Raw genomic sequence first — 12,211 nt, forward strand, 5'->3', positions numbered from 1 at the left:
TCCGTGCCGGTCAGGTCTGTGCCATGTCCACGAAGCGCGAGTAGTGGCCCTGGAAGGCGACGGTGATCGTCGCCGTCGGACCGTTACGGTGCTTGGCCACGATCAGGTCCGCCTCGCCCGCGCGCGGTGACTCCTTCTCATACGCGTCCTCGCGGTGCAGCAGGATGACCATGTCGGCGTCCTGCTCGATCGAACCGGACTCACGCAGGTCGGAGACCATGGGCTTCTTGTCGGTGCGCTGCTCCGGACCACGGTTCAGCTGGGAGAGCGCGATGACCGGGATCTCCAGCTCCTTCGCCAGCAGCTTGAGGTTTCGGGACATGTCCGAGACCTCCTGCTGTCGGCTCTCGGCGCGCTTGGAACCGCCGGACTGCATCAGCTGGAGGTAGTCGATGACGACCAGCTTGAGATCGTTGCGCTGTTTGAGGCGACGGCACTTGGCGCGGATCTCCATCATCGACAGGTTCGGGGAGTCGTCGATGTAGAGCGGGGCGGCCGAAACGTCGGGCATCCGGCGCGCCAGCCGGGTCCAGTCGTCGTCCGTCATCGTGCCCGACCGCATGTGGTGCAGTGCGACGCGGGCCTCGGCGGACAGCAGTCGCATCGCGATCTCGTTGCGCCCCATTTCGAGCGAGAAGATGACGCTCGGCAGGTTGTTCTTGATCGAGGCGGCCCGCGCGAAGTCCAGCGCCAGGGTCGACTTGCCCATCGCGGGACGTGCGGCGATGACGACCATCTGCCCGGGGTGAAGTCCGTTGGTCAGCGAATCGAAGTCCGTGAAACCCGTCGGCACACCGGTCATCTCGCCGCTGCGCGATCCGATGGCCTCGATCTCGTCGAGCGCGCCCTCCATGATGTCGCCGAGCGGCAGGTAGTCCTCGCTGGTGCGCTGCTCGGTGACGGCGTAGATCTCGGCCTGGGCGCGGTTGACGATCTCGTCGACGTCGTCGTCGGCCGCGTAACCCATCTGCGTGATCCGGGTACCGGCCTCGACCAGGCGGCGCAGCACCGCCCGCTCGTGCACGATCTCCGCGTAGTACGCGGCGTTCGCGGCCGTCGGCACCGTCTGGACGAGGGTGTGCAGGTACGAGGCGCCACCGACCTTGTTGATCTCCCCGCGCTTGGTGAGCTCGGCGGCGATCGTAATGGGGTCGGCAGGCTCGCCCTTGGCGTAGACGTCGAGGATGGCCTGGTAGACCGTCTCGTGGGCCGGCTTGTAGAAGTCGTGGCCCTTGAGGATCTCGACGACGTCGGCGATGGCGTCCTTGGACAGGAGCATCCCGCCGAGGACCGACTGCTCGGCGTCCAGGTCCTGCGGCGGCACCCGCTCGAAGGACGCGCCACCGCCGTCCCACCCGCTGTCCGGGCCGCGCTCGTGCTGGTCGTCCCGGCTGCGGCCGCCCTCACTGCGGCGGCGGGAAGCAGGAAGACGATCACTGGGGCCGCTGTCGGCCCACGGGTCGTCCAAGGGCTCGGAAATGCTCACCGAGCCACCTCCTCCCGTCCGCCGAGCGGACCTCGCCGTGCCCCTCATTTCTACGGCACGGCACTGACAAATAAGACGCCCAACTCCGGTTCTGGCGCGTCGGTTTTGTGAGGGTTCACCGGCCGACGGACGGAGCGGGCGCCGGATAACCGTAGGCCTGCGGGCACCGTCAGCCAATCTGGTTATCCACAGGCCATGTGGACGACCGGCCAGATGCTGTGGAGAACTCCGCGAAACCTGTGCACGACCCGGTGGACAGCCCTGTGAACAAGCCCGCACCCCGACCCGATGATGCACCTTGACCTGCACCTTTACCGTCCACCGCCTGTGCAGAAGAAAAACTTTCCCAGTCGGACCAAGATCACTTCGAACGGTACCCAGAAGTACACGGTTCGAGATCGGGCGTAAGGGTCATCAAAGCTTTGCATCTCTTACCTGTGGACGATTAGATTGGTGCTCATGACACAGGCCCCCGCGCGTACCCGGTCCGTCCGGCGCCGGCACGACCGAGAGATCGTCGCGCTGGCCGTTCCGGCCTTCGGCGCGCTCGTCGCCGAGCCCCTCTTCGTCATGGCCGACAGTGCCATCGTCGGCCATCTCGGAACCGCTCAGCTCGCCGGCCTCGGCATCGCCTCGGCCCTGCTCACCACGGCCGTCAGCGTCTTCGTCTTCCTCGCCTACGCCACCACCGCGGCCGTCTCGCGCCGCGTCGGCGCGGGCGACCTGCAAGCAGCGATCCGTCAGGGCATGGACGGCATCTGGCTGGCCCTGCTGCTCGGCGCCGCCGTCATCGCGGTCTTCCTGCCCGCGGCCCCCTCCCTCGTGGAACTTTTCGGCGCTTCCGACACCGCGGCCCCCTATGCCACCACCTATCTGCGGATTTCCTCCCTCGGCATCCCCGCCATGCTCGTCGTGCTGGCTTCGACCGGTGTCCTGAGGGGACTGCAGAACACCCGGACCCCTCTTTATGTGGCCGTGGCCGGCTTCATAGCCAACGCCGTCCTCAACGTCCTGCTCGTCTACGGCGCCGGACTCGGCATCGCGGGCTCCGCCTGGGGCACCGTCATCGCCCAGTGCGGCATGGCCGCGGTCTACCTGTGGGTGGTCGTCCGCGGAGCCCGACGACACGGTGCCTCCTTGCGCCCGGACCTGGCCGGTATCAGGGCTTCCGCCCAAGCCGGGATGCCGCTGCTCGTGCGCACGCTTTCCCTGCGGGCGATTCTCATGATCGCGACGGCGGTGGCGGCCCGTCTCGGCGACGCCGACATCGCGGCACATCAGATCGTCCTGTCCCTGTGGAGCCTGCTCGCGTTCGCCCTCGACGCCATCGCCATCGCGGGGCAGGCCATCATCGGGCGCTATCTGGGCGCGAACGATGCCCAGGGTGCGCGCGACGCCTGTCGCAGGATGGTGGAGTGGGGCGTCGCGGTCGGGGTCGTACTGGGTCTGCTCGTGGTGCTGTCCCGCCCGGCGTTCCTGCCCCTGTTCACCGGCGACTCCATGGTCAAGGACGCCGCGCTGCCCGCGCTGGTGATCGTGGCCGTCGCACAGCCGGTCTGTGGTGTGGTCTACGTCCTGGACGGGGTCCTCATGGGCGCGGGCGACGGGCCCTACCTTGCCTGGGCCATGCTGCTCACTCTGGCGGTCTTCACTCCCGCGGCGCTTCTCGTCCCGACACTCGGCGGTGGGCTCACCGCCCTGTGGGCGGCCATGACGCTGATGATGGCGATGCGTCTGGTGACGCTGTGGCTGCGTACCCGATCGGGGCGCTGGATCGTCACCGGGGCGACGCGCTGACCGTTTCACGTGAAACGGTCAGCTGCGAGCACGGTCACGAAGAGGGGCCGCATCCCCGACGGGAGATGCGGCCCCTCTCATCGCTTCAGCGAGAGCAGTGCTCAGGCAGCGACAACCTCGACGCTGACCTTGGCGTCAACCTCGGGGTGCAGACGCACGGACGTCTCGTGGGCGCCCAGGGTCTTGATCGGCGCGCCCAGCTCGATGCGGCGCTTGTCGACCTCGGGGCCACCGGCGGCCTTGATCGCCGAAGCGACGTCGGCCGGGGTGACGGAGCCGAAGAGACGACCGGCGTCGCCGGAGCGGACGGCCAGACGGACCTTCACGCCCTCGAGCTGGGCCTTCACCTGGTTGGCCTGCTCGATGGTCTGGATCTCGTGGATCTTGCGAGCACGACGGATCTGCTCGACGTCCTTCTCGCCACCCTTGGTCCAGCGGATCGCGAACTTCCGCGGGATCAGGTAGTTGCGAGCGTAACCGTCCTTGACGTCGACGACGTCGCCCGCGGCACCGAGGCCGGTGACCTCGTGGGTGAGGATGATCTTCATGTTTCGGTCACCCTTCCCTTATCGCGCGGTGGAGGTGTAGGGCAGCAGCGCCATCTCACGGCTGTTCTTCACGGCCGTGGCGACGTCACGCTGGTGCTGGGTGCAGTTGCCGGTCACGCGGCGGGCACGGATCTTGCCACGGTCGGAAATGAACTTCCGCAGCATGTTCGTGTCCTTGTAGTCCACGTACGTGACCTTGTCCTTGCAGAACGCGCAGACCTTCTTCTTCGGCTTGCGCACAGGCGGCTTAGCCATGATGTTTCTCCTGTGTGATCAAGAAGTGTGGGTAGAGCCCGTCCCCTTAGAAGGGGGGCTCGTCCGAGTAGCCGCCACCGCCGCCGGAGCCACCGCCCCAGCCGCCGCCACCCTGGCCGCCACCGCCCTGCTGGCCACCGGCGGGAGCACCACCGGTCGCCCAGGGGTCGTCGGCCGGCGCGCCGCCGCCCTGCTGGCCGCCACCGGGGCCGCCGCCCCAGCCGCCGCCACCCTGGCCGCCACCGCCGCCGTAACCGCCCTGGCCTCCGCGGCCCTGGCCCGAGGTCTTGGTGACCTTGGCCGTGGCGCTGCGCAGGCTGGCGCCGACCTCGTCGACGTCCAGCTCGTAGACCGTGCGCTTGACGCCCTCACGGTCCTCGTAGGACCGCTGCTTCAGCCGGCCCTGCACGATGACGCGCATGCCTCGCTGGAGCGACTCGGCGACGTTCTCCGCCGCCTGACGCCAGACCGAGCAGGTCAGGAACAGGCTCTCGCCGTCCTTCCACTCGTTCGTCTGGCGGTCGAAGGTGCGGGGAGTCGACGCGACGCGGAACTTCGCGACGGCCGCACCGGACGGGGTGAAGCGCAGCTCGGGGTCGTCGACAAGATTGCCGACGACCGTGATGACGGTCTCGCCTGCCATGGGGAACCTCTCGGCGGGTTTGCTCTGGCTGCTTGGTTGCTGCTACTCGAATCCCGGGATCAGCTGAGCGGGAAGGCTCAGTGCATCTCGGGACGGAGGACCTTGGTCCGGAGGACCGACTCGTTCAGGTTCATCTGGCGGTCGAGCTCCTTGACGACCGCAGGCTCGGCCTGCAGGTCGATGACCGAGTAGATGCCCTCGGGCTTCTTCTTGATCTCGTACGAGAGACGACGACGGCCCCAGGTGTCGACCTTCTCGACCTTTCCGCCGCCGTCACGGACGACAGAGAGGAAGTTCTCGATCAGCGGGGAGACAGAGCGCTCCTCGAGATCGGGGTCGAGGATGACCATCACCTCGTAGTGACGCATGTGGAACCCACCTCCTTTGGACTCAGCGGCCACGGTCGTTCCGTGGCAGGAGGGTTGCGATGCGTTCGCACCGGCATCAACGAGTAAACCAGGACCCACTGACAATCGGGCCTCCTCCGAGGAGGTGGCCCGGCCGGGGCCGGCAACAGACACCGGTGCGGAAGGTACAGCGTACCCGGCCGCCGCCTTGCGGTTGAAATCCGGCCCCGAGGGGACACAATCGGTAGTCAGGGATGTGAGGGCTAAAACACACTGCCTTCGGCAGGAGGTTCTCCATGGCACAGATCATGCGACCCGCCAGGCCCCGGACCGGCCTGCTGGCCACCGACGGCAAACGACACCCCCTCCAGGACTCACTGCTGGCCGTGACCCTGGTTCTCGGGGTGCTCGCTCTGGCCACCGCGAGCTTTCGGGGACTGCACGTCCTGACCTCCTGGGCAGGGCTGCTCGGTGTCCTGACCGGCGGGTACGGCCAGTACGTGTCCGAGACGACACGGGAGCGCTTCGGCCTGGTACTCGGGCTCGGCGCCTCCGCACTCGGTCTGTTCTTCGGCATCTACCACGGCGGGCTCGTCCCCTGATCCCGGTCGGCGGCCGCCCGCCGCACAAGCCCTTCCAGCCGTACGCCGGACGGGGCGCTCACAGGGCGCAGTAGGCTTCGCGCGAGAGCCGGAGCCCCTGTACCCATGGGGACACACCAGCCCGAGGAGCGCCCCGAATGAGTCTGACCCTGAGGACCATCAGCCGCGAGCAGCATCTGGCCTACATCCAGAGCCTGCCGGCGGCGAGTCACATGCAGGTCCCGGCATGGGCGGACGTCAAGGCGGAATGGCGCTCGGAGAACCTCGGCTGGTTCGACGACCGGACCGGTGAGCTGGTCGGTGTGGGTCTCGTCCTGTACCGGCAGCTGCCCAAGATCAAGCGCTACCTCGCCTACCTCCCCGAGGGCCCGGTCATCAACTGGTTCGCGCCGAACCTCCAGGACTGGATGGAGCCGATGCTGGCGCACCTCAAGCAGCAGGGCGCCTTCTCCGTGAAGATGGGCCCGCCGGTGATCATCCGGCGCTGGGACGCGACGTCCATCAAGAAGGGCATCCAGGACCCCGACGTCAAGCGACTGCGGGACATAGAGGCGGACCACATCGAGCCGCGCGCGTTCGAAGTGGCCGACAAGCTGCGCCGCATGGGCTGGCAGCAGGGCGAGGACGGCGGCGCCGGCTTCGGTGACGTGCAGCCCCGCTACGTCTTCCAGGTGCCGCTGGCCAACCGCTCCCTGGAAGAGGTCCACAAGAACTTCAACCAGCTGTGGCGCCGCAACATCAAGAAGGCCGAGAAGGCCGGTGTCGAGGTGGTCCAGGGCGGCTACCACGACCTCGAGGAGTGGCAGCGCCTGTACGAGATCACGGCCGTGCGCGACCACTTCCGGCCGCGTCCGCTGTCGTACTTCCAGCGCATGTGGGCGGCCCTCAACAACGAGGACCCCAACCGCATGCGGCTGTACTTCGCCCGGCACAACGGGGTCAACCTGTCGGCGGCGACCATGCTGGTCGTCGGCGGACACGTCTGGTACTCCTACGGCGCCTCCGACAACATCGGCCGCGAGGTCCGTCCGTCGAACGCCATGCAGTGGGCCATGCTCCGCGACTCCTACGCGCTGGGTGCCACCGTCTACGACCTGCGCGGCATCTCCGACTCGCTGGACGAGAGCGACCACCTCTTCGGCCTGATCCAGTTCAAGGTGGGTACGGGCGGTCAGGCGGCCGAGTACCTCGGCGAGTGGGACTTCCCGCTGAACAAGCTGCTCCACAAGGCGCTCGACATCTACATGTCGCGCCGCTGACCGCACAGCCCATCCCCGATCCGCACCTCTGACAGCCACGAGAAAGGTTCCAGGTCCGGCCATGGCGCTCACGCTCTACGTCGACACCGCGCGCTGGCGGGCGCACCACAAGCACGTGCAGGAGCAGTTCCCCGGACTGGTCCCGGTCTGCAAGGGCAACGGCTACGGATTCGGTCACGAGCGGCTGGCGGAGGAGGCCACGCGGCTGGGCTCGGACGTGCTGGCCGTCGGCACCACCTACGAGGCCGCCCGGATCAAGGACTTCTTCGGCGGCGACCTGCTGGTCCTCACGCCGTACCGGCGCGGTGAGGAGCCCGTTCCGCTGCCCGACCGGGTCGTGCGCTCGGTGTCGTCCATCGACGGCGTGTACGGCCTGGTGGGCGCGCGCGTGGTCATCGAGGTGATGTCCTCGATGAAGCGGCACGGCATCAGCGAGCAGGACCTGCCGCAGCTGCACGCCGCCATAGAGAACGTCCGGCTGGAGGGCTTCGCCATCCACCTGCCGCTGGACCGTACCGACGGCTCGGACGCCGTCGAGGAGGTCATCGGCTGGATGGACCGGCTGCGGGCGGCCCGGCTGCCGCTGCACACCATGTTCGTCAGCCATCTCAAGGCCGACGAGCTGGCCCGGCTCCAGCAGCAGTTCCCGCAGACCCGCTTCCGCGCCCGGATCGGCACCCGGCTGTGGCTGGGGGACCACGAGGCAACCGAGTACCGCGGCGCCGTCCTGGACGTCACGCGCGTCGCCAAGGGCGAGCGTTTCGGCTACCGGCAGCAGAAGGCCGCCTCGGACGGCTTCCTGGTCGTCGTGGCGGGCGGTACGTCCCACGGGGTGGGGCTGGAGGCCCCGAAGGCGCTGCACGGCGTCATGCCGCGCGCCAAGGGTGTCGCCCGGGCCGGTCTCGCCACGGTCAACCGGAATCTCTCGCCGTTCGTCTGGAGCGGCAAGCAGCGTTGGTTCGCGGAGCCGCCGCACATGCAGGTGTCGATCCTTTTCGTGCCCTCGGACGCGTCGGAGCCCCAGGTGGGTGACGAGCTGGTGGCCCATCTTCGGCACACCACCACGCAGTTCGACCGCATCCTCGATCGCTAGCGAGCGGCTCCGCCGCCGAGAGGGCCGTACACGACGTCTTCGTGATCCTCGTGTACGGCCCTTCACACGCTCGCTCAGAGCGAACCGTTCGGCTGCCGGCCCTTGCCCCAGTGCACCTGGGGCCCCTCGAAGTGGGCCGTGGGCCGCTCGGTCCGAGCCGCGGGGCCCAGGACGAAGACGTCCTCCGCACCGTCCAGCACACCGCCCGACGGGTCGTCGTCACCCGTCCGCCGGACCGGGTCCCGGTCCGGCATCAGGATGTCGCGCACGACCATGGCGCAGAGGAACAGCGTTCCCAACAGGTGCAGGCCGATGGCCCAGTGGTAGCCGTCCGTCGGCAATCCCTTGTGGGCGTCGCCGCTGGTCGTGTACGCGAGGTACATCCAGATACCGAGGAAGTAGGCGACCTCGCACGCCTGCCAGATCAGGAAGTCCCGCCACTTCGGCCGGGCCAGTGCGGCCAGCGGCACCAGCCAGAGCACGTACTGCGGTGAGTAGACCTTGTTGGTGAGGATGAACGCCGCGACGATCAGGAAGGCGAGCTGGGCGAACCGCGGGCGTCGGGGGGCGGTCAGCGTGAGCGCCGCGACGGCGCCGCAGCACAGCAGCATCAGAAGCGTGGCGAGGGTGTTGACGGTCTCGGTGCTGGGCGGGTTGTCGGAGTTCTGGACGAGGATCAGCCAGAAGGACCCGAAGTCCACGCCCCGTTCCTGGCTGAACGTGTAGAACTTCGACCAGCCGTCGAAGGCGTAGAGCATCACCGGCAGGTTCACCACGAGCCAGGCGACGGCCGCACCCCCCAGCGCCGTTCCGAACGCCCGCCATTTGCCCGCACGCCAGCACAGGACGAGCAGGGGCCCGAGGATGAGGAAGGGGTAGAGCTTGGCGGCCGTGGCCAGGCCCAGCAGCACGCCGAAGGCCAGCGGACGCTGCCGGGACCACATGAGGACGGCGGCGGCCGTCAGGGCGACGGCCAGCAGGTCCCAGTTGACGGTGGCGGTCAGCGCGAAGGCGGGGGCCAGGGCGACCAGCAGCCCGTCCCAGGGGCGCCGGGTGTGCGTGCGGGTCACGCAGACGGCGATCACGGCCGCACAGACCATGAGCATCCCGGCGTTGACCATCCAGTACCACTGTTCCTGGTGCTGGATGCTGCCGCTGCCCGGCGTGAGCCAGGACGCGACCTCCATGAACAGGCCGGTCAGCACGGGGTACTCCAGGTACTCCATGTCGCCGGGGAGCTTGTCGAAGTACGGCACGAGCCCGTCGACGAAGCCGCGGCCCTGGTAGAGGTGCGGGATGTCCGAGTAGCAGGCGTGCGTGTACTGGGAGCTGGCTCCGAAGAACCAGGCCCCGTTGTAGCAGGGCGCCTTCTGGACCAGTCCTAGGGCGAACATGCCGATCGCCACGAGCGCGATCACCCGCACGGGGGTCCACCAGGACGTACCGAGCAGGGCACGTCGTCCCAGCGGGCCGCCGATCAGCTCGCTGCCGGCTGCGGCGACCGTGTCCTCCGTGGTCGGCCGCACCGGGTCCGGCTCGTGCACGCTCGCTGGCGTCGATTCTGCACTGGGCATGGGGCACATCCTGCCGTACGAGGCTGAGAACACGACGGGGCCGCCGCACCCTCGTGGATGCGGCGGCCCCTGTTTCACGTGGAACGTGCGGGTGTTTCACGTGAAACACCCCTGCTCGGGACTCTTCGGCTAGCCGTTCGCACCCCAGATGGTGTTTCCACGACTGTTTCCGCTGCTGTCGCCTTCTCCCTCTGTCTCGGTGGCCGAGGGAGAAGGCGATTGACTCCCCTCGGAGCCGCCCGGTCCATTGCCTCCGTTGTCGTTGCCGCCGTTGTTCCCGTTGCCGCAGTTGATGTCCCAGAAATCGCACGTCTCAGTCGGCGCGGGAGGGGAGGGACTGTTCTGCGTGTCGCTGGGCGACGGACTCGGCGACGGGCTCACTTCCTCGGTCTCGGACGCGGAAGGAGAGGGGGAGGGAGTCGGAGTGGGCGACGGGGTGTCGTTGATGACCTCGCCGATGGGCTCCGGCTTCGGGAACCTCTCCACCTTCATGCCCTTGACCGCGTCGGACATGTAGTCCTGCCAGATCGTGGACGGGAAGGAGGCACCGTGGATCTTCTTCTCGCCACCGGTCCCGAACATCTCCAGGAACGTGCGGTCCTTGATGGTCTCGTCGTCCGGGTAGCGGTACATGCTGATCGCGGTCGACAGCTGCGGGGTGTAGCCGACGAACCACGCGGACTTGTTGCCGTCGGTGGTACCGGTCTTGCCGGCCACCTCACGTCCGGGCAACTGGGCGTTGGAGCCCGTTCCCTTCTCGACGACGGTCTTCAGGACGTCCGTCACATTGTCCGCGACCTTCGCCGTGAACGCCTGCTTCTCCTCGACCTTGTGCGTGTAGAGCGTGCCGTCCTTGTTCGTCACCTTCGTGACGGAGTACGGCTCGCGCTGCTTGCCGCTGTCGGCGAAGGTGGCGTACGCGCCGGCCATGCGGATGGCGCTGGGGTCCGAGACACCGATGGAGAAGGACGGGTAGCCGGCGCCGGCCAGGCTGTCCTCCAGGAGTCCCGCGTCTTCGGCGGACTCCTTCACCTTGTCCAGACCGACATCCATGCCGAGCTGCACGAAGGCGGAGTTCACCGACTCCCGCATCGCCTCACGGAGGTCGATCTTGTAGTCCGGCGGGCTGCCGACGTCGTCCTGACCGTCGTTCTCCTGACGCCACTGCTCGCCCTTCTCGTTCTCCCAGATCGACCCGTCATAGTTATTGATCTTCAGGTCGTTCTTGCCGCTGTAGAGGCTCTTGGGGGAGACGACGGTGCGCTCGTCCTGGGCCTGGACCGGACCGAGGTCCGGGTCGCGCACGCCCCACTTCATCGCAGCCGCGAGCACGAACGGCTTGAACGTCGAACCGACCTGGGCACCGGTCACGTCGGCGTTGTTGGTGAAGTGCTTGGTGGCGTCCTGGCCACCGTAGATGGCCTTGATGGCCCCGGTCCTGGTGTCGATGGACGCCCCGCCGAACTGGACGTGCGTGTCCTTCTCGGGCCGCTTCTTGGGGTCGATCTTCTCCTTGTAGACCTTCTGGACGGCCTTCTCCATCTCGTTGACCTTCTTCTTGTCGAAGGTCGTGTAGATCGAGTAGCCGCCCTTCTCCAGCTGCTGCTCCGTCACCGCGCCGCTCCTGACCACGGAGGCCTTGGCGAGCCTGACGAGGTAGCCGATCTGGCCGCCCAGGTTCGCGTTCGACTGCGGGTTCCGCGTGGTGGGGAGTTCGGTGTACTTGGCCCGCTCCGCCTGGCTCAGATGCCCGTACTCCACCATCTTGTCGAGGGTGTCCTGCATCTGGGACTGGGCCCGCTTCTTGTTCGCCTCCGGCGTGGCCGCCGGGTCGATCGCGATCGAGCCCGCCGGGTCGTAGTACGTGGCGCCCTTGAGCACCGCCGACAGGAAGGCGCACTGCCCCGGGTTGAGGTCGACGGCGTCGACGTTGAAGTACGCCCGTGCGGCCGCCTGGATGCCGTAGGCGCCGCGGCCGTAGTAGGCGGAGTTCAGGTAGCCCTCGAGGATCTTGTCCTTCGGCTCCTCGGCGCCGACCTTGATCGAGACGAAGATCTCCTTGACCTTCCGGGAGACCGTCTGCGACTGGTCGTTCAGCATCGCGTTCTTCACGTACTGCTGGGTGATGGTGGAGCCACCCTGCGTCTCACCACCCTTGGCCATGTTGAACACGGCGCGGGCGATGCCCTTGGGGTCGATGCCGCTGTCGGAGTAGAACGTCTTGTTCTCCTGCGAGATGACGGCATTGCGCATCGCCTTGGGAATCTGCGAGAGATCGACGCTCTGGCGGTTGCGGTCGCCGCCCGTGGCCACCATCTGGGTGTTGTCGGCCCAGTAGTAGACGTTGTTCTGCGCCGTGGCACTCTCGTCGATGACGGGGACGCTCACCATGGCGTAGGCAAGGCCGGCGGCGCCGACCAGGCAGCCGAAGAACGCGATGCACAGCCCGGAGACGAGCCTCCAGGAGGGCACCCAGCGCTGCCACCCGTCCCTGTCGTGGCGCGGGTAGTCGATCATGCGCTTCTTGCCGGGCGCCGCGGCCCGGCCTCGCCCGGGCCCTGCCGGGCCGCCGGGTGCCCCGCGCCGGCCGCCGCGGCCCGGCTCGGC

11 protein-coding genes are annotated in these 12,211 nt (G+C 67.8%); 4 read left to right on the forward strand and 7 right to left on the reverse strand.

All coding sequences use genetic code 11. From position 1 onward, the window contains the following. Positions 1–10: 10 nt before the first annotated feature. Positions 11–1,486: a replicative DNA helicase gene (dnaB, locus tag ACFYZ3_RS35035; protein ID WP_388526487.1), complete on the reverse strand. Its 1,476-nt coding sequence runs from the start codon at positions 1,484–1,486 to the stop codon at positions 11–13. Positions 1,487–1,945: 459 nt separating this feature from the next. On the opposite strand from dnaB, the gene ACFYZ3_RS35040 reads away from it, so the two are divergent. Beyond that, positions 1,946–3,283: an MATE family efflux transporter gene (locus ACFYZ3_RS35040; protein ID WP_388526490.1), complete on the forward strand. Its 1,338-nt coding sequence runs from the start codon at positions 1,946–1,948 to the stop codon at positions 3,281–3,283. A gap of 101 nt (positions 3,284–3,384) precedes the next feature. Here ACFYZ3_RS35040 and rplI read toward each other — a convergent pair whose 3' ends face one another. The 4 genes from rplI to rpsF form a co-directional block, all read right to left on the reverse strand. Further along, positions 3,385–3,831: a 50S ribosomal protein L9 gene (rplI, locus tag ACFYZ3_RS35045; protein WP_388526493.1), complete on the reverse strand. Its 447-nt coding sequence runs from the start codon at positions 3,829–3,831 to the stop codon at positions 3,385–3,387. Positions 3,832–3,849: 18 nt separating this feature from the next. Further along, positions 3,850–4,086 (reverse strand): 30S ribosomal protein S18, encoded by a 237-nt coding sequence (rpsR, locus tag ACFYZ3_RS35050; protein ID WP_003949403.1) that lies wholly within the window; start codon positions 4,084–4,086, stop codon positions 3,850–3,852. Between the two features lie 46 nt (positions 4,087–4,132). Then, a complete protein-coding gene (locus tag ACFYZ3_RS35055) occupies positions 4,133–4,729 on the reverse strand; it encodes a single-stranded DNA-binding protein (RefSeq protein WP_109029143.1) in 597 nt (198 codons plus the stop codon). Positions 4,730–4,806: 77 nt separating this feature from the next. Further along, positions 4,807–5,097 (reverse strand): 30S ribosomal protein S6, encoded by a 291-nt coding sequence (gene rpsF, locus ACFYZ3_RS35060; RefSeq protein WP_003975025.1) that lies wholly within the window; start codon positions 5,095–5,097, stop codon positions 4,807–4,809. 275 nt (positions 5,098–5,372) lie between these two features. Here rpsF and ACFYZ3_RS35065 point away from each other — a divergent pair, with 275 nt between their 5' ends. From ACFYZ3_RS35065 to ACFYZ3_RS35075, 3 genes are all read left to right on the forward strand, one after another. Then, entirely contained in the window at positions 5,373–5,678 is a 306-nt protein-coding gene (locus tag ACFYZ3_RS35065; protein ID WP_388526497.1) for a hypothetical protein, read from the forward strand. Positions 5,679–5,815: 137 nt separating this feature from the next. Beyond that, a complete protein-coding gene (femX, locus tag ACFYZ3_RS35070; RefSeq protein ID WP_003975027.1) occupies positions 5,816–6,937 on the forward strand; it encodes a peptidoglycan bridge formation glycyltransferase FemX in 1,122 nt (373 codons plus the stop codon). Between the two features lie 61 nt (positions 6,938–6,998). Beyond that, positions 6,999–8,030 carry an alanine racemase gene (locus ACFYZ3_RS35075; RefSeq protein ID WP_003975028.1) on the forward strand — a complete coding sequence of 344 codons (1,032 nt, stop codon included), beginning with the start codon at positions 6,999–7,001 and terminating at the stop codon, positions 8,028–8,030. A 74-nt stretch (positions 8,031–8,104) separates the two neighbouring features. Here the strand turns inward: ACFYZ3_RS35075 and ACFYZ3_RS35080 are convergent, their stop codons facing one another. Continuing rightward, positions 8,105–9,613 carry a glycosyltransferase family 87 protein gene (locus ACFYZ3_RS35080; protein WP_388526655.1) on the reverse strand — a complete coding sequence of 503 codons (1,509 nt, stop codon included), beginning with the start codon at positions 9,611–9,613 and terminating at the stop codon, positions 8,105–8,107. Positions 9,614–9,733: 120 nt separating this feature from the next. Then, positions 9,734–12,121: a transglycosylase domain-containing protein gene (locus ACFYZ3_RS35085; protein ID WP_388526501.1), complete on the reverse strand. Its 2,388-nt coding sequence runs from the start codon at positions 12,119–12,121 to the stop codon at positions 9,734–9,736. Positions 12,122–12,211 lie beyond the last annotated feature (90 nt).

Origin of the sequence: Streptomyces sp. NPDC001599, assembly GCF_042893535.1 — a bacterium.
Taxonomy (GTDB): domain Bacteria; phylum Actinomycetota; class Actinomycetes; order Streptomycetales; family Streptomycetaceae; genus Streptomyces.